Raw genomic sequence first — 16,891 nt, 5'->3', positions numbered from 1 at the left:
AAATAAGCAGGGACGTTGTAATCGGATTTGGGTTGGTAAGCCATGATTATTCCCCCAAATCCAAAGATTGTTGCGTTTGTTTGTTTTCCAGCATTTTAGCATGGGCTAATTTGGCTTTTGCTGCTTGGTTGGCATTGTATTGATAGGTGCAAAACCCCAATGCTGCCAATTTGCGTAAATTTTTACTCACGGTTGAATCTGCCACATTAAGCAATTTTGCGATTTCCACATTTTTCAAACCAAGCTCATAATAGCGCAATAATTTTGTTGCGTTGGGATTGGCTTGCAAATAAGCGGTTTTCAAGGCTTGCAGTTGCGTTTGATTGGTAACAATGCGGTTCTCCATTTGGTTGAAAGCGTTGATGTAGCGTTCTTTCCATTGGGCGGCTGCTGCACCTGTGAAACCCATGCACAAGAAGACAAAACCGTCGCGGGTGATTTCGTAGTAGGGTTGGGGTTTGTTGTTTTGCAACTCATTGATTTTATGGCAAAGCTCAAAATTGCGCTCTGTAAATTCAGATGAACAATCCAAATTATGAATGGCTTTCAGCACATCTTTGTGCTTTTTGCCAAAATGGTTGCTGATTTCCAAAGAAGTCGTTACCAAACGATTGTTTGAGAGGTGTACAAGTTGCGTATTCATGGTAGAATAGCCTTTCATTTGTAGGTTTAAATGACACGGAAAGAATGTTGGTAGCATTGCTTTCCAATAGAACCGAACCAAGTTTGCCGCTTGGTTCGGTTTTTCCTTGCATTTTGCAAGTGTGTAAATTATATGTCGTACCCCCGACAAAGGCAAGCTATTTTTTTAGCAACTCTCTTAATTTATCCTTAACCCATTGACTAAAATCCAAATTTTTAGCAACTTCCAGCAGTTCTGCATCTGTTTCGGTATTAAAAGAAACTTTTTTGAAAATCCGTTTATCTTCGTAACGCTTTCTTGATTGCGCTCGCTTGTTGTTTTCGTCCATAAAATATCTTTCTGTATGGTTTAAAAAAAGTATTTTATCGTACCCACGTCATTTTTTCAATGCTATAATTTTATTTTAAAATTTGATAAGGTATTGATATGGCAAGAAATGACCCACAAGTAAATTTTCGTTTACCGTTGGATTTAAAAGAAAAATTGGAGCAGGCTGCAAAAGTACATGGGCGTTCACTGACTTCAGAACTGATTACGCGATTAGAACAATCGTTCGCTGAAAATCAATCTAGTTCTGATACTATGGCAATGTTTCAAAAAATCCTAGATGAAATTCAAACATTGAAAAAATAATTTCAGGCAGCCTGAAAATAAGCATCAAAAAAATAAACCGTTTAGACATGGATTGTAAACCCATTCTAAACGGTTTTTATTTGCTTGGCGTGGCGTGTACTGAAACCTTGCAAGACACGACAACAGATGATTTTTAAGAAAATCACGTTAGGCATTCACAAATTGGACAACACAATATAGAGCAAAACACAAGCATACGCAATCCAACGTATTTGCTTGGTCATGGGGTCATTTAATCCAATGGCGTGTAATTTTTGTTCGTGCTTGGTGGGCGAAAGTGCATATTTCATCACCAGAAAAAACAACGCAAAAGCAATAATGTAAGACATGATGCCCCCTTTTATTTGATTGATTAAGTTCATTTTAAGGCAAAGACAATGGCAAAAGCAAGCATTCAAACAGGTATTGAAATTCAGGCAAACGTACAAGGCAGTGAGCGCATTCGTGAGCTTGCCGATACCATACAAGCCACCACAGACGAAACATCGGAATTGGCGCAAGAAGCCAAACAATTACAACAACAATGGCAACAAGCCCAATCCAATCAAGCCATTATTGAGCATTATCGTGCTATCAAAACATCTTTGTCTGACAATCGCCAAGAAATCGCCCAAACCGAACAAAAATTGCGCCAACTGCACACCCAAATGAAAGACGGTGCAAGCAAACAGCAAAAACACGATTATCAACAATTAGAAAAACAACTGGCACAACTCAACCAACAAAAACGCAATTTATTAAACAGTTTACGCAATAATAATCATGCCATGCAAGAAGCAGGTATGAGCGTTAGAAATCTGTCTGCACACCAAAAACAATTGACAGAACAAAGCCAACAAGCCGAACAACAATTAAGCCAATTACACAAAATTGCACAAGCCAAAACCAAATTGGGCTTGGATATTGATGCCAAAATCAAGCAAGAAATAGCGGAAATTCAACAATCTTTTCAAATGCTCAAACAAAGTGGGGCATTAAGCCATGAAGAAATGGCGCGTGCTGCTCAGTTGCAAACCGATAAATTATACCGCTTGAACAAACAATTGGGCGATTTGCGCCCCACTTTGCAAGACATGGCACAAGACATTCAAGGCATGGTCAGTCAGGCGGCTGGATTGTCTTTTATGGCAACCGAAGCCATGAAATTTGAAACGGCAATGGCTGCCGTGAAAAAAGTAACCGAAGGCTCGGCAGAACAGTATGAGCAGCTTTCAGGCAGCCTGAAACAATTGGGGGCGGAATTGGGCATCATGCCCGACCAACTGGCGCAAATTGCCGCGCAAGGCGGTCAAATGGGTTTGAGTTTGGAAAAACTGCCCGAGTTTACCAAAATGGCAGCGCAAATGTCGGTTGCCTTTGGCATCAGCACCGAACAAGCGGGCGAAATGGCTGCCAAAATCAGCAATGTCTTTCAGTTGCCAATGGAAGACATGGGGCGTTTGAATGATGCCATTAACACGCTGGGCAACACCACAGCCGCCAAAGAAGCGGAAATTTCCGAAGTTTTAATGCGCATTGGCGGCAATGCCAAACAATTTGGTTTGGCAGCCGAAGAAGCCGCAGCATTGGGCGCGGCGTTCATCAGCTTGGGCAAAACGCCCGAAGTGGCAGGCACGGCAATTAACGCGCTTTTGACGAAATTGCAAAACGCCAAATTGGGCAACGATGAATTTAAAAACAGCCTGAAAGATTTGGGTTTGAGCGCGGAAGAAATGGCTGAAAACATCGCTGCCAATCCGCAGGCTGCCTTAGATGATTTCTTGCAACGCTTGCAAAAACTGGACGCGCAAGCACGCAGCGAAGCATTAGGCAAATTGTTTGGCGCGGAATATTCGGACGATTTGGCTTTATTGGTTGGCAGCCTGAAAACCTACGAAGACGCGCTTGCCACCGCCACCGACCGCGAAAAAACCTTTGGTGCAATGAAAAAGGAAACCGAAGACGCGCTCAATACCACAGCCAAAAAATTAGACCAAGCCAAAAGCAATATTGTGAATGCTGCGATTGAGTTAGGTAAACATCTTTTGCCTGCTATTCAGGCTGCCGCAAGTGCAGTGGGTGGTATGGCAAAAACGGTTCAATCCTTGTCGGAACAATTTCCGATGTTGTCGCAAATGGGCGTGTTGTTTTTGAGTGCCAAAGTGGCGGCAATGGCATTGAGTACCGCGATGAAGTGGTTGGGGGTGGAATCGGGACAAAGTTTGCTGAAAACAAAATTAAGCGTTGAAGGCGTAAAACAATCGGTGCGTGAAACCGCCTTAACCACCAAAAAATGGGCAACCGAAACCGCCCTTGCCGCAGCCAGTTTAGCAAGCAGTTTTAAAAGCGTAGGCAATGGTATAGACGGTGTGCAAAGCAAATCACAAGCCATCAAAACTTTGGGTAAAAACCTAGCCAGTGCAGCACAAAATGCGGTGGCTTTGTACAGCGCGTTTGAAGTCGGACACAGTTTTGGTACAGCGTTGCGCGAACAATCCACGCTGGTGCGCGACTTGGGCGACAACATGGGTAAAGGCGTGGCGTATTTCATGGCAATGTTCAATGATGATACATGGGAAAACGTCAGACAAAACTACCGCACCACACGCGAAGAAATCCGCGAACAGGCAAAAGCCCAACGCGAAGCCGCCAAAGCCGCGCAAGAACGCGCCGAAAAAGAAAAGCAAGCCAACGAAGCGCAAGCACAAAAAATCCGTGAATTAACCGAAACCTATCGCGCCCAACAAGCGCAGTATCAGGGCAACGAACAAAGTTTGCGCGTTTTGACCGCAGCAGGCAAGGAAAACGGTGTGATTGCCGACCAGTTGCGCGAACAAAATAAGCAGCTAGAACAACAGCTTGCCCAAACCAAAGACAAATTGGTCGCATTAAATGCCGATATTGCCGACACCTCGCCTTTGGCAAAAAACCGCCAAGCCTTATCGGATTTGGGTTTGACGGCAGAGCAAGTTGCGACTGGCATTTCCCAATCCGCCAAAAAATCGCTTGATGATTTTGCACTCGCAGCGCAGGGTTTTGGCAACGATGCGGACGCAATGGCGCAGATTTTTCAGGCTGCCGTCAAAAAAATGGACAGCCCCGAAGCCCTTGCCGAATTAAAGAAAAGCCTAACCGAAGTCGGGCAGAACGCAGGTTTGAGCGCGGAACAGATTGACCGCATTGCCCAATCCGCACCGCAAGCAGGTTTGGGTTTGGCGCAAATCAGCAAGCCTTTGGGCGAAGCCGAAAAAGCTGCCACAGCTTTGGGTGTGAGCTTGGAAAACGCCTTTGCAGGCAGCAGCCCAGCCATGCAAACTGCTTTAAGCCATTTCACAACTTTGCGCGGACAGTTACAAGAATTGTCGGCACAGGGTTTGGACACGGGTTTGATTTTGCAACAAAGTTTAGCAAAGCTAACCGAAACCGCGCAAAGCCAAGCCGATATTGATGCGCTCAAACAAAGCATTCAGAGCTTGGGGCAATCGGGTGCATTGAGTATGCAAGAAGTGGAACGCGCCATTTTAGCAACCGATGTTCGCTTGCAAGAACTCAAAGGCACAATAGACCCGACCGAAGCCGCTTTTAAAAAGCTGGGTATTCAAAGCCGCGAAAGCCTGCGTTTGGCAGCCGAAGAAACGCGCTTGGCGTTTGAAACCGTCAAAAATAGCGGTCAAGCCAGCACAACAGAATTGCAGAAAGCCTTTGAAAATACAGCTAATTCATTATTAACAAGTGGTGATGTAGCGCAACGTGCTTGGGTAGAAAGCCAAGCAGCTGCTTTTAATTACAAAATTGTGGTAGACGAAACAGGCAAAGCGGCTTTACAGGCAGCCAGTCAAACCAAAACAGCCGCGCAACAACAAATGGCTGCACATAAACAAACTGCTGATGCTGCACGACAATCAGCAAATGCCCAAAGTCAAGCCAATCAGCATCATATTCAATCTGCTCAAAAAGCGACCGAAGCCACCCAAAAACAGGGTAAGGCAGTCAGCGAGTTGGGACAAAAAGTGGATCAAACCTTACGCAAAACAGGAGGGTATCGTTGGTTGGGTACAGGGCAATGGTTGCCGAATTTGCGCCGCATTCAGGATATGCACATTGACATTAACCGTACGCTTGTCCAGTTAAATCGAGATATGGAAAACGGTGGCAATTTGGCAGCTTCATTGGCAAAGGCACAAGCCCATGCCATTGGCAATGCACATAAATTGGATAAGGCGACATTAAATCATTTACAGGCAGCGATAGATAAGGCAAGACAAAAAATGCAGGCTTTATCTGATGAGGCAGCAACAGCTCAGCTCAATGCAGAAAAGAAATTGTTGCAAGTGCAAGGCAAAGACGATGAGTTGGCAAAATTGGAACATCAAGAAGCCATCGATGCTTTACGCCAAAAGCAACAAGAAGCAAAAAAAATGGGCAACAATCAAGCGGTTTTCAGTTATGAAAAAGCGATTGCCGACACCGAAAAAGCGTTTTGGGAACAGCAAAAACGTCAAGAACAAGAACGATTTGAGCAAGAACTGAAATGGCGTCAAGAGCAGGAACAACAGCGCGAACAAGCCATACAAAAACAGCAGCAAATCATTGATGCACAAGTGAATGCTTTGGAAAAATTGCCTGTTGATGTGAATGTGAATGCGGATTTGAGTACATTAATTGATGTCTTTAAAAGCAAGGTTCAGGCGGGGTCGCAAAATGCAGTGCAACAGCTTTTAATTGAATTGACCCAGTCTTTATCACAACAACGATAAGGCTGCCTGAAAGCCTCATTCAAACCAGTTCAAAGGAAAAATATGAACAATAATTTGATTTTAAAAAGAAACGATACGCAAGAAAGCATTGAGTTGCCACAAGACCTGCGCTGGATTGATGAACACGATTGGAGCGCAATCGCGCAAACCTCGCCAGAGCGCACGTTGTCTGGCACACAAATCATTCAGCAAGGTGTGAAACAGGCAGGTCGCCCCATCACATTGTCAGCCGATTATGTTTGGCTGCCACTATCCACAATTCAAAAATTGCGCGACTGGACGGACATTCCCGAACTGAAAATGACCTATACACACTACGATGGACGCACATTTCAAGTGATTTTTGCGTTGCACGAGCAGGCATTAAAAGCCGAGCCTGTGCATTTTTCTACCCCAGAGCTTGCTGATGAGCGTTACACAGCAACAATCAAGTTAATCACAGTCTAAACAGGATTTAAAACATGAAACGCCACACCGCCATCACACGACAAGATTTAAAAATCTACAAATCCCAACGCCTGACCGACACCCCAGACGGCGGTGGCATGATGACCAACCAGCCGCTTGTGGGCGCAGACAACGAACTGTTTGAGCCCATCTCGGACGTAGACCGCACGATGGGCGCATTTGACACGCGCTTAATCTACCCAGCCGTGTTGCGCGATGACGACCACAAATTATTGGGCGCAAACGTGATTGTGTCGCAACCACCGCAAGCCGACAATGCCTCTATTTTGCTTGTGCCAGCCGACCACTACGGGCAAGAACGCGCCAGCATCATGGAACGCATTGAGGCATATCGCGTGCCGACTGTAGAAAACCGCATGACTTTATTGGGCACGCAGTTAAAAGGCAGCCGCTTGGTTCAGGTGTATCAAATGGTTACGGCGGCTTTGCCTGTGGTAGGACAGGTATTGGCTTTGCGCGTGATGGTTAATGGCGCACCTGTTTATGATTTTATTCGCATTGAACGTTTTAGCCACAGCATTGAAACTTATGAAGAAAACAATGTGGAATTTCAACGCCGTTTAATCAAAATGGTTACTCAACAACCATTGGAACGTGATTTTATTGGTACAGAACGTGTGAGCCGTCATGAAGTGTTGCCACCTGCGCGTGTGCTTGAGACACAGATTGCCGACAGCGCGAAATACTACGGCATCAAACCGCTTGCCCAGCCAATTGTGGCAGGTGCTGCCAGCCTGAAATTGCCCACGATTTATGAGCAACTTGTGCCTGTGTCGGTGGTGGAAACGCTCCTTGTTGATGATTGGGCGCAAGGTCGTGAAATGTGGATTGAAACGGGACCCAAACGCGTGATGATTGGCAATCAATATGTTTCAAAGGGCAAAAGCCTGTTTCTTGATACACCTATTTTACCCTTTTCAGTGCAATTGAGCGGTTATAAAGACGATGGTTCAGGCAGCCTCAAAGCGATAAACAGCGACCATGTGTTGAGCATTGATTATGCCAATGGGGTCATCAGTGGTTTTGGTGGGCAATGGGTTTCAGATTTACAAGCAACACCTGCGGTAAGGGTTCGCAATTATGCGTTTTCAGGCAGCATTACCATTGATGATACCAATATGGGAACGGCGTTTGCCCCAGAACCATTGCGTCCTGCACCTGCGCGTGGCAGCGTACAAGTGGCGTATCAGGTGGGACGGGAGTGGTACACCTTAACCGACAAAGGTGATTATGTATTACGTGATGAAACAGGTACATCTCGCGGTACGGTAACGAAAAATGGCAGTATTGTCATCAATTTGCCTGCACAACCTGATTCAGGCAGCAAAATTGTTTTTTCTTGGTGTCCGCATCAATTTTATCAGACCATTGACGAGCAAGACGCGGGCAATGTGATTGCACCGCAAACCCTGTCGCCTGAATTGACTTTGCCTGAAACACCCATGCCTAATTTAAAACCCAATAGCATCCGTTTAACGTGGCAAGGTGGTTCGGCACGCGATGATGGTCAGGGCAATTTGGTGGGCGATTGCAAAGGTACAGTCAATTATGCGGCAGGGCAGGTTTATCCCAAAGATTTGAATGCATCAGAAGTCCAATTTAGTGCGAAACAGTATATTGCGTCGCCCCAAACCACGTCCATTAAACCTGCTTTAGGGGCAAATGACATCACGATTTTGGCAGATGTCCTGCAAAAAGGCAGTCTGAAATTGGCTTTACACATTCAAAGACAAACAACGACAGGTTATCGTGCTGTTAATTTAGTCGGCACTTCACAATAATAAAGGAATACCTCATGTCCAATGTTTTTTTCAGTAACACCGATGAGGGCGCAATGGTTTTAACCGACAATGGCGCAGGACAACTGTTGCATGGCGGTAAACTCATCGGCGGCAGCGTGGATTATGGTACAGGCGAAATCCATATTCCGCATTCGGCTTTGCTGCGTGAAATGCACGAGCCGCTTTATACCGATTATCAAATCACTAAAGGTGCATCAACAACTTATGCGGTATTTGATAAACGCAAAACCGACAACGTGAGCATTGTGGGCGCAAGCGGTACGGTATCGCGCATTGTGGCTCCCGATACCCGTGATGTGGTGCAAACCGTACAAACTGGGCAGCAAACCTACGATATTTTACAAAATAAGCCCGCTCCTTGTTCTGTGTTGCTCAATTCGTGGGTATTTGAAATCGGCGGCATTCGCACGATAGAACGCAATGGGGTTTTATACCAAAATTTCAATCATGAAGAAGGCACAGGCAAAGTGGTGGGCAGTTTAAACGTTTCAGGCAGCCTGAAACTCAATGGGGCATCATTGCAAGGGAGCCGTGAAGTCAAAATCCTGCAAGGGGTTTGGGTATCGGGCGATTATCAGGTCAAGCAGTTTCATGGTCGCACCCAACTTGCGCCGATTAAGCCACAAAGTTTTACCGTTTACACCGAACACAATGGACAAACCTTAACAGGTAAAGCACAAGCCAATGAAACGCTTTCAGGCAACCTTTCGGGCAAAATTGAAACCGCCACAGGTTATTTTGAAATCATTGCCCCCGAACCGATTTCGCCCGACAGTTTGCGCTACAACGCGGTGGCGCAGTCCACCATTCCGCTTGACAGCACAATTATTGGCATCAATGCAAATCGCCTGCCACTAGACGGCAAAGTCCCCATTTTCAGAAAAGGCGACATGATCGTTATCGGCAACACCCAAGAACAAGATATTGGCAGTGCACATATTGCAGGGCAAAGCATTGAATTGCAGCGAAAAAACCTAGACCGCCTGTGCGTGTTGGACGCAGACGGCAAACACATCAATGCCGAACTCTACGATGAGAATTTGAAAGCAGGCACAATGACTTGGGCAACGCCACTTGATTTATCGCAATACAAAATGCCTTTGAAAACAAAGCAGATTTGGGAAGAAGAAAACCGCATTACCGATGTTGATGTTGTTTCAGGCAGCCTGAAATTGCAATTTGGCGTATCGCGTGATTATCCAGTTGAGAATACTTTTGTGAGCAGCGCGGTGTTGGGTGGCAATATGGAAGTACGCGCCACGCAACCGTTTAGCCAACAGGCTTGGACGAATGTGTGGCAAGACACGCGCATAGGCGAGCCGATACTTGCCAATTTGAATGTCGCCGATTACCCGATTGTGCTAACCAGCGATGGCGCGATTACCGAACGCTGGTTGCTTAAATTCAAAAACACCACGCAATTTCAGTTATTTGGCGAGCGTTTGGGCTTGGTTGCCGAAAGCGACATTTACAGCGACCTTGCCCCCATCAATCCCGCCACCAACAAGCCCTATTTCAGGCTGCCTGCGCTGGCGATGGGCGGTGGGTTTGCCGTGCAAAACTGTGTGCGTTTTAACACGACGGGTACGCCATTACCTGTGTGGGTTTTGCGAGCCGTGCAGCCCAGTGCCAAGCGCGAAATCCAGCGCGATGGGTTTGCGGTGTGTTTGCGCGGCAATGCGATTGAGTTGTAAATAAACTATTTAGCTTGCCTGAAAGCCCAATTCAGGCTGCTTGTCCAAAACACGAACAAGGATTTTAAAAGATGTTTAAACCACACATTCCCCACAAATACCCCGTCCAAGTTTACCGCGCCAGCGATGTTGGCGCACCACAACTGAAAGCCGAAGCAGCCAGCCTGAAAACTTTACTTAAAACCTGCTTAATCAATGGCTATGGCGAAGGCGTAAACCGCAAAGAGCCACTTGGCTGGAAAATGTTTGAGGAAACGACAAATACAGTCGTGTTTCACTGTGATGCAATTGAAAACGTAGGCTTGAAAGTGGAGAACGGCGAGCAAAAATACGCCACCATCCATATGGTGGGTGGTCGGCGTTTTGAGCAGTATTTGGGTTATACGAAGCAAGAAGAAAATTATTTTGCTTATGCCAAAAGGTATGCCCAACCTAATGAGACACAAAATTGGGTTTTGGTGGGTTGTGAAGCAGGGTTTATTTTGATTTTGCCTGAGAACACAAAGCAGTCAAAAATTTTGTATTTCGGCAAAATCAATGGTTTATTTGATGATACGGGCAATATTGTTTGTTGTAATACATCGTGGTTTGGATACCAATGGTTTGAAACAGGCTATTTAAATGGTATGAGGGGACGCAAATACCCTTTAATGGTGCGTTCACAATGGCGTGAGGGCGGTACAGCACCTTTGTCGGTTTCAGAATGTTTCGTGCTTTCACCTTTTGAAAACACCACCGTGCCTTACCCCGATGCTTTATACCAAAATACCACTACCAGCACCCTTATCTTGGCTGAAAAAACAGGAGCAGTACGTGGTACTTTACCTGCCTTGTATTCTTGTTATCACGATTTACAAAATGTGATAACGGAATTGGATTTTGTGCCCATGTCAGATGGACAAAAATGGTTGAAATTGAACATCAGTGATGTGGGTGAAGCGGAACATTGTTTTGTTTTAAACATTGAAGAATGGGAAATTTGATGCTGTTTCATCAAAATCGTTTACTCAAATTGGGTGGTTATTTTTATGGCAAAGCATACATTGCAGGTCAAGGAGAAGGCATTGTTACCCGCAACGGTAAACCTGCATCTTTGCCCGTGTTTGCCTTAACCATTCCCAGTTTGGCAATCGCCGCCAAAACGTGGAGTTTCCCTGATGGGACGTATGTGTTATCCGATTTAGATAAGAATATGCAATACATTGTGTTGGCTTATGACCCAGCTGGGGATTATGAACCTGCCATTTGGTCGCACATCACACCTTATTCTCATGAAACCTAGCTTTTTTCAGGCAGCCTAAATATGCGAAGCAAACCCAAGCCACAGCAACTGTCATTGAGTTTAAATCAAAAACGACATAGACCACCATTGGCACGGTTTTTGCCTTTAAATTTGCGTCATGCCGATGATGAAAGCCAAGAACCACACAAACAAACCATCTCTTCGGCTTGGGACATTCATTATGATGAGCTTGATGATGTGGCTTTATATTGTGATGAGCAATATGTGGGACAAAGTTTGTCTGTTGAAAATGCGATATCACTTGTCCAAGTTAATGATGTATCACATTGTTTGTCAATTCAATCACTTGATTTGCAAATGGCAGTACAAACACATCAAAGTATTTGGCAAGACCCACTGCACATATCAGGCTGCCTGAAAAACCCAAGTGCTGGCTTAAAAAACATTAATCCAAGCATACAAGGCATTTGGCAGTCTTCTGTATCACAAAATATCCGTGCGAGCTTAAAACACAGTGCCATTGAAGCACAATATACTTGCCACACACAAAAAACCACACTTTCAGTCTGTCTTAAAACGTGTTTGCACTGGCAATACACAGGTCATGATGTGCACTCTTGTCAAAACACCCAAACAGGTTTTGCGCCACAAGCACCTTGTGAGTGGTATCCCATTGTGTTGTCGCCCTCCAAAGACCACAAAAAACGCCCTTGTGGTAATAAACCACAAAGCAATCGGGTCAAACTGAATTTGACACGGCGAAAATTGCCCATGTCGCCCAAAAATCTGCCCTTGCCATTGAGCTGCAATGTGGATTTCAAGCAAATTCCGCCATTGGACACTTATATGATTTTAAACAAAATTACCGCAAAATCAGGCGAAATTGAACTCAATCCCCTTTCAGCCAGCGCGAAAGCCGACATGAACGGCTATTGCTGGTTGTGTGAATTGACTTTGCCGCCTGACGAATTTTTTAAACTCGGTTTAGAACAAACCCAACTGGGTCAAGAAAAAATCATAGAACTCAAAATCAATGACGATGTGTTTGTTTTTATGGCAGAAAACATCAGCGACAACCGCAAATTCGCCCAGCGAAACTACACCATTTCGGGGCGCAGTTTAACTGCGAAACTTGGGGCTGATTATGCGCTGGGGCGACAGGGCGTGATTGAACAAGATTTGTATGCCAGCCAAATCGCGCAACAGCAAGTGGCGGATTTGGGTTTCAGTTTAGAGTGGCAAACGGTGGATTGGCTTATTCCGTCAAATACTTACACGCAAACGGACAAAAGCCCGATTGCCGTGATTATGGATTTGGCGCAAGCCTGTGGCGCGTTTGTCTATTCGCACCCCAGCGAGCCGAAACTGTTCGTTTTACCGAAGTGGCGTGAAGCTGCGTGGAATGTGCCGACCGCAAGCCCTGCTTTGATTGTACCGTCCAACATCATTTTGCAAATCAGTGGACAAAAAAACGTGCAGACACAGGCACATGGCGTATTTGTGTTTGGCACAGGACAAAGCGCGAAAGCCGCACACGTTACGCGACACGGCACGGACGGGCTGCCTGAAACATCGGCATTAAGTCATTCTGTTTACACGGATTTGATTGCGTGTGAGGCAGCAGGCATTGCCGCATTGAGCGAAACAGGCACACACAAAAGCGAAACCATCACTTTGCCCGTTGCCAAAAAATACAATCTCGGCATCGCCGAAATGGGGCGCGTGTGGCGGTTTAATGAGCCAAACGGTGCGTGGAACGCGGTCATTCAGGGCGTATCGGTTAGCGTGAGCGTGGAAGGCGATGTGCCAGTTGTGAAACAAACGGTGTCGGCTGACCGTTATTTGGGTTCATAAATCCCCTCTCCTGTGGGAGAGGGCTAGGGAGAGGGAACATGAATTTTTTACAGCAATTTCAAGCCATTTTTAATCAAGAACGGCGCGGCGTTGCCAAGCTGGTTGTGCAGAATTTGGACGGTACTTGGGAAGCACGCACATCAAGCGGCAATGCGCCCATACGCTTAACAGGCGTGGGTTACGAAGTTGGGCAAAATGTGTTTTACGACATGACCACGCGGCGCATTTTGGAAACCGCACCCAATGTGCAAGTGATTGAATTGCAAGTATGAAAGGGGCGATATGAGCTTTAATGTATCGGTCGTGCAAGCACCAAGTTGTGCTATGGTGAGAGCGTGAAAACGTTGCTTTGTGGCACAATGACTTTAATTGATGATATTGCTCCATAATTTGTACTGAAACGCATCAATGCACAAAGCAAAACGCCACGCAATATAATCGTGGCGTTTTAAGAAAAGACGGCGATGTGGTTTTGTATTGAGACTACGCCACCACACCCCAAAGCAGATTGAGCCTGCGTTCGGAAAGCCGCCACCTCTCGAGGTGAGCGGATTGTATCATCAAATCCACATAGAGCGCAAAACATGAACGCATTAAACCCCTTATTTTGTAAGGCTTGTAGCCGTAAAATTGGTGCGGCAATCGGCACTTATCGCATTGAGATTCAATGTCGCAGATGTAAATTGTTAAACCAATTTCAGGCTGCCTAAAAACCATTTTTCAACCCAGCGTACCTTTGCGTACCCAACAGCAAACGGTGCGTGTGTTTATCACAAGCACACGCCCGTTTTTATTTTTGGAAAGGACGCAATGAATGCACCAACCCCCATTCAATCCAAGCCCACAGTCGGCTCACTTTTCGCAGGCATTGGTGGATTTGACATCGGCTTTGAACGCGCAGGTTTCATCACAAAATGGCAAGTGGAAATCCACGATATCTGCCGCGCGGTGCTTGCCGACCGCTTCCCCCACGCAAGCCAACACACCGATGTGCGAACCTGCTTGCCCAAACTCACACCCGTTGATGTTATTGTCGGCGGCTTCCCCTGTCAGGACGTTTCAACAATGGGCAAAAGAGCGGGACTTTCAGGCCCGCGAACAGGTCTATTCTTTGATGCCATGCACATCGTCCAAACCCTCAAGCCGCGCTGGCTGGTATTGGAAAATGTCGTCGGTCTCATCTCATCAAACCATGGCAGAGACCTACAAACAGTCATTGAAACGCTTGCCCAATGCGGGTATGTGGGATTTTGGCGCGTGCTTGACGCTCGTTATTTCGGAATCCCCCAAAAACGCCGTCGCATATTCTTGGTCGCAGGTCATCACGAATACCCCCCATTGGAGTTTATGGACGACACCGGCGCAATGGAACGGGTATCTGGCCAGACTGAACCGAGCTCGTGCTGGGCGGATGCACAAGGTACTTTATTGGCAGGCATCGGCGATGGATACGGGGCAGCCACCATTGATTTATCGGGCAGCAATATCATCGCTGTTGCCAACGGACGGCATCAGATGGTTGAGCGGCAGCGAAAGATTGATGATGACGGGTTTCGCAGCGGATTGGCTCAAACCGACGCTGTCGAAGCTCGCTCTGCTGGAAATGCCGTTGTACCGCAAGTCGCGCAATGGATTGCCGAAAAACTGATTAAAACTTTTTAAATTCAAACATCTTAAAATCAGCGTACCCATGCGTACCTCATTCAAGAAACATGAAGGAACACGCATGAATTACACCCAAGCACCCCTGCCGTTCACGGGGCAAAAACGCCGATTTTTGAACCACTTTAAAACGCTTTTAAAACAGCATATTCCAAATGACGGCGAAGGCTGGACGATTGTTGATGCCTTTGGCGGTAGTGGCTTACTTGCCCACACCGCAAAACAAGTCTTGCCCAAAGCTCGCGTGATTTACAATGACTTTGATGGCTATTCAGAGCGTTTGCAAAATATCAATGATACCAACAAATTACGCACCATTATTGCTGATTTGCTGGCACATTATCCGCGCAATCAAAAACTTAATGACACACTCAAAACGGCGGTTCAGGCAGCCTTACAAGCCTTTGGTGGCTACATTGATTTGGATTGCGTGGCCAGTTGGTTGCTGTTCAGTGGTCGGCAAACAACTGATTTTCATGATTTAATTCACAATCACACTTATTATAATTGCGTGCGATTAAGCGATTATCCCGATGCAACAGGCTACCTGAAGGGTGTGGAAGTGGTTTCAAAATCGTATCATGAATTATTGCCCAAATTTCAAGATAATTCAAAGGCTTTACTTGTTCTTGACCCACCATACGTTTGCACCGCGCAAGGCTCGTATCGCAAAGCTGGCTATTTTGGCATGGTTGAATTTTTACGCTTGATGCGTTTGGTGCGACCGCCGTTTGTGTTTTTTAGTTCCACACGCAGCGAATTGCTTGATTATTTGGATTTTGTTGTGAATGAGAAAGCGGAAGGTTGGCAAAATCTTAAAGATTATCAAAAAATTAGCGTAAATGTTGTGATGAACAAAACGGCGCAATACGAAGACAATATGGTTTACAAATTTCAGGCAGCCTGAAAGTGAAAAAGCCGTTTCAAATCACAGCATAATGATTTGAAACGGCAATCTGTTTTACTGGGCTAAATGCAGCAGCATAATCCAGTAGGGTCGTGTGCTGGGTTGTTTAGTGCGTTGATATTCTTCTAAATATTCATAATAATTGTATTCTTGTTCAATCCAAGTATCTGCTGTTTGGGCGATGGCTTGTTCTAAATCTTGGGTTTCGTGGTACACAGCCAAAACATCTTGCCCAAATGCATAACCATCTGAACTGTCAAGAAAAAAGCCAATATGTCGGTGTAAATGAAATTGTACGCATCCTGAATGACTTAAAACGTCTGCGATTTGCTTGATGGCATAGGTAAACAAACGATGGGCTTGTTTTTGGGCTTTGCGTTGGTTGCCGTTGGTTTCTTTCAGGCTGGCTGCAAGCATGAGGCTGTAAAAGCTGTGTTCTAAATTTTGGCTGTATATCATGATGATTTCCTTGTGTTTTGTCATTTGATAAAGCGATATTGCCGTACTTCTTGCCAAGAGCCAAGTCTTTATTTTAGATTTAAATAAAAATAAAACAAGCACTTAAAATATTAAACTATTTTAAATGCTTGTTGATGACTTGTTCAGGATGAAACCTTAATTGCGTTCACGCCAATCCCAAACCGTCTGCGCGATAACGGTTGCGAAATCAACATCTTCGCCCATATTCATGCGGTTTTGAATATCCTGAACAAATGCCTGCACATTGTTGCCGTTCATCAATTTGTTGGTTTCGTTCAAACAATCTTGCAGGGCGTTGGTAATGGTTTCTGGGTTTACGTTCAAATGTTTCATGGTGTTTCTTTCTTAAAAAATCAATAAAAAATGGAAGATAAAAATTTAAATGGCGTTTCAAAAATAAGTTTCTGTTTTGTCTCCTGTTTTGTTTTTGATAGGACGATATTGTCGTACTTAATGCAAAGAGCCAAGCAACAATAGTGCTATTTGTGAAATGACAAAACCCATGCAAAAAGCATGGGTTTGTTTTCAATTTTGCATTTTTTTTGTCATGACAAAAAATGTGCTAAATTATGACAAAGCGAGCGCGATTTTATAGCACCCTAGGGAGTATCCTGTTTAAATTGAATCTATGATACAAGAGTTTGATGTGAAAAAGCTGCCCAAAAAGTGGAATATTCCCTTTTTCAGGCAGCTTCTATTTCAGCGATTTAACGATTAGCGTTTCAAATCATAGCGGTCAGCGTTCATCACTTTAACCCATGCAGCGGCG

At 45.3% G+C, this 16,891-nt stretch carries 17 protein-coding genes; 12 read left to right on the top strand and 5 right to left on the bottom strand.

The window, feature by feature from the left end; all coding sequences use genetic code 11:
• Window positions 1–46: 46 nt before the first annotated feature.
• Both Q4B82_RS07395 and Q4B82_RS07390 read right to left on the bottom strand, forming a co-directional pair.
• Entirely contained in the window at window positions 47–643 is a 597-nt protein-coding gene (locus tag Q4B82_RS07395) for a Rha family transcriptional regulator (protein WP_303065809.1), read from the bottom strand.
• Between the two features lie 157 nt (window positions 644–800).
• The gene (locus Q4B82_RS07390) at window positions 801–971 is read right to left on the bottom strand and encodes a hypothetical protein (RefSeq protein WP_303065808.1); all 171 of its coding nucleotides are present in this window, start codon (window positions 969–971) and stop codon (window positions 801–803) included.
• A gap of 98 nt (window positions 972–1,069) precedes the next feature.
• Here Q4B82_RS07390 and Q4B82_RS07385 point away from each other — a divergent pair, with 98 nt between their 5' ends.
• A complete protein-coding gene (locus Q4B82_RS07385) occupies window positions 1,070–1,276 on the top strand; it encodes an Arc family DNA-binding protein (protein ID WP_303065807.1) in 207 nt (68 codons plus the stop codon).
• Between the two features lie 155 nt (window positions 1,277–1,431).
• Here Q4B82_RS07385 and Q4B82_RS07380 read toward each other — a convergent pair whose 3' ends face one another.
• Window positions 1,432–1,605, bottom strand: a complete 174-nt coding sequence (locus Q4B82_RS07380) for a hypothetical protein (RefSeq protein ID WP_303065805.1) — start codon at window positions 1,603–1,605, stop codon at window positions 1,432–1,434.
• A gap of 48 nt (window positions 1,606–1,653) precedes the next feature.
• On the opposite strand from Q4B82_RS07380, the gene Q4B82_RS07375 reads away from it, so the two are divergent.
• The 11 genes from Q4B82_RS07375 (at window position 1,654) to Q4B82_RS07325 (ending at window position 15,642) form a co-directional block, all read left to right on the top strand.
• The gene (locus Q4B82_RS07375) at window positions 1,654–6,012 is read left to right on the top strand and encodes a phage tail tape measure protein (protein WP_303065804.1); all 4,359 of its coding nucleotides are present in this window, start codon (window positions 1,654–1,656) and stop codon (window positions 6,010–6,012) included.
• Between the two features lie 42 nt (window positions 6,013–6,054).
• The gene (locus Q4B82_RS07370; RefSeq protein ID WP_303065803.1) at window positions 6,055–6,459 is read left to right on the top strand and encodes a hypothetical protein; all 405 of its coding nucleotides are present in this window, start codon (window positions 6,055–6,057) and stop codon (window positions 6,457–6,459) included.
• Between the two features lie 14 nt (window positions 6,460–6,473).
• On the top strand, window positions 6,474–8,261 hold the full coding sequence (locus Q4B82_RS07365; RefSeq protein ID WP_303065802.1) for a hypothetical protein: 1,788 nt from the start codon (window positions 6,474–6,476) through the stop codon (window positions 8,259–8,261).
• A gap of 14 nt (window positions 8,262–8,275) precedes the next feature.
• The gene (locus tag Q4B82_RS07360; protein WP_303065801.1) at window positions 8,276–9,976 is read left to right on the top strand and encodes a hypothetical protein; all 1,701 of its coding nucleotides are present in this window, start codon (window positions 8,276–8,278) and stop codon (window positions 9,974–9,976) included.
• A gap of 71 nt (window positions 9,977–10,047) precedes the next feature.
• Window positions 10,048–10,959: a hypothetical protein gene (locus tag Q4B82_RS07355; RefSeq protein ID WP_303065800.1), complete on the top strand. Its 912-nt coding sequence runs from the start codon at window positions 10,048–10,050 to the stop codon at window positions 10,957–10,959.
• Complete coding sequence (locus Q4B82_RS07350) at window positions 10,959–11,258, top strand: hypothetical protein (RefSeq protein WP_303065799.1); 300 nt, start codon at window positions 10,959–10,961, stop codon at window positions 11,256–11,258. The genes Q4B82_RS07355 and Q4B82_RS07350 overlap by 1 nt, the downstream gene beginning before the upstream one ends.
• Window positions 11,259–11,279: 21 nt before the next feature.
• Window positions 11,280–13,073 (top strand): hypothetical protein, encoded by a 1,794-nt coding sequence (locus tag Q4B82_RS07345; RefSeq protein WP_303065798.1) that lies wholly within the window; start codon window positions 11,280–11,282, stop codon window positions 13,071–13,073.
• A gap of 38 nt (window positions 13,074–13,111) precedes the next feature.
• Complete coding sequence (locus Q4B82_RS07340; protein ID WP_303065797.1) at window positions 13,112–13,345, top strand: hypothetical protein; 234 nt, start codon at window positions 13,112–13,114, stop codon at window positions 13,343–13,345.
• Between the two features lie 312 nt (window positions 13,346–13,657).
• Entirely contained in the window at window positions 13,658–13,783 is a 126-nt protein-coding gene (locus Q4B82_RS07335) for a hypothetical protein (protein WP_303065796.1), read from the top strand.
• A 100-nt stretch (window positions 13,784–13,883) separates the two neighbouring features.
• Window positions 13,884–14,735: a DNA cytosine methyltransferase gene (locus tag Q4B82_RS07330; protein WP_303065795.1), complete on the top strand. Its 852-nt coding sequence runs from the start codon at window positions 13,884–13,886 to the stop codon at window positions 14,733–14,735.
• 64 nt (window positions 14,736–14,799) lie between these two features.
• The gene (locus Q4B82_RS07325; protein WP_303065794.1) at window positions 14,800–15,642 is read left to right on the top strand and encodes a DNA adenine methylase; all 843 of its coding nucleotides are present in this window, start codon (window positions 14,800–14,802) and stop codon (window positions 15,640–15,642) included.
• A gap of 54 nt (window positions 15,643–15,696) precedes the next feature.
• Here Q4B82_RS07325 and Q4B82_RS07320 read toward each other — a convergent pair whose 3' ends face one another.
• Together Q4B82_RS07320 and Q4B82_RS07315 are read right to left on the bottom strand one after the other, a co-directional pair.
• A complete protein-coding gene (locus tag Q4B82_RS07320; protein ID WP_303065793.1) occupies window positions 15,697–16,101 on the bottom strand; it encodes a hypothetical protein in 405 nt (134 codons plus the stop codon).
• 156 nt (window positions 16,102–16,257) lie between these two features.
• Window positions 16,258–16,455, bottom strand: a complete 198-nt coding sequence (locus Q4B82_RS07315) for a hypothetical protein (RefSeq protein ID WP_303065792.1) — start codon at window positions 16,453–16,455, stop codon at window positions 16,258–16,260.
• Window positions 16,456–16,891 lie beyond the last annotated feature (436 nt).

The organism is Alysiella sp. (assembly GCF_030525755.1).
Taxonomy (GTDB): Bacteria; Pseudomonadota; Gammaproteobacteria; order Burkholderiales; family Neisseriaceae; genus Simonsiella.
The sequence above is the reverse complement of the archived record's forward strand: the minus strand, read 5'-3'. Positions and strand labels throughout refer to the sequence as shown.

What these genes read in the sequence shown, in the direction of transcription:
- Q4B82_RS07395 (WP_303065809.1), bottom strand. Translation starts at nt 643, where the DNA reads ATGAATACGCAACTTGTACACCTCTCAAACAATCGTTTGGTAACGACT.
- Q4B82_RS07390 (WP_303065808.1), bottom strand. Translation starts at nt 971, where the DNA reads ATGGACGAAAACAACAAGCGAGCGCAATCAAGAAAGCGTTACGAAGAT.
- Q4B82_RS07385 (WP_303065807.1), top strand. Translation starts at nt 1,070, where the DNA reads ATGGCAAGAAATGACCCACAAGTAAATTTTCGTTTACCGTTGGATTTA.
- Q4B82_RS07380 (WP_303065805.1), bottom strand. Translation starts at nt 1,605, where the DNA reads ATGTCTTACATTATTGCTTTTGCGTTGTTTTTTCTGGTGATGAAATAT.
- Q4B82_RS07375 (WP_303065804.1), top strand. Translation starts at nt 1,654, where the DNA reads ATGGCAAAAGCAAGCATTCAAACAGGTATTGAAATTCAGGCAAACGTA.
- Q4B82_RS07370 (WP_303065803.1), top strand. Translation starts at nt 6,055, where the DNA reads ATGAACAATAATTTGATTTTAAAAAGAAACGATACGCAAGAAAGCATT.
- Q4B82_RS07365 (WP_303065802.1), top strand. Translation starts at nt 6,474, where the DNA reads ATGAAACGCCACACCGCCATCACACGACAAGATTTAAAAATCTACAAA.
- Q4B82_RS07360 (WP_303065801.1), top strand. Translation starts at nt 8,276, where the DNA reads ATGTCCAATGTTTTTTTCAGTAACACCGATGAGGGCGCAATGGTTTTA.
- Q4B82_RS07355 (WP_303065800.1), top strand. Translation starts at nt 10,048, where the DNA reads ATGTTTAAACCACACATTCCCCACAAATACCCCGTCCAAGTTTACCGC.
- Q4B82_RS07350 (WP_303065799.1), top strand. Translation starts at nt 10,959, where the DNA reads ATGCTGTTTCATCAAAATCGTTTACTCAAATTGGGTGGTTATTTTTAT.
- Q4B82_RS07345 (WP_303065798.1), top strand. Translation starts at nt 11,280, where the DNA reads ATGCGAAGCAAACCCAAGCCACAGCAACTGTCATTGAGTTTAAATCAA.
- Q4B82_RS07340 (WP_303065797.1), top strand. Translation starts at nt 13,112, where the DNA reads ATGAATTTTTTACAGCAATTTCAAGCCATTTTTAATCAAGAACGGCGC.
- Q4B82_RS07335 (WP_303065796.1), top strand. Translation starts at nt 13,658, where the DNA reads ATGAACGCATTAAACCCCTTATTTTGTAAGGCTTGTAGCCGTAAAATT.
- Q4B82_RS07330 (WP_303065795.1), top strand. Translation starts at nt 13,884, where the DNA reads ATGAATGCACCAACCCCCATTCAATCCAAGCCCACAGTCGGCTCACTT.
- Q4B82_RS07325 (WP_303065794.1), top strand. Translation starts at nt 14,800, where the DNA reads ATGAATTACACCCAAGCACCCCTGCCGTTCACGGGGCAAAAACGCCGA.
- Q4B82_RS07320 (WP_303065793.1), bottom strand. Translation starts at nt 16,101, where the DNA reads ATGATATACAGCCAAAATTTAGAACACAGCTTTTACAGCCTCATGCTT.
- Q4B82_RS07315 (WP_303065792.1), bottom strand. Translation starts at nt 16,455, where the DNA reads ATGAAACATTTGAACGTAAACCCAGAAACCATTACCAACGCCCTGCAA.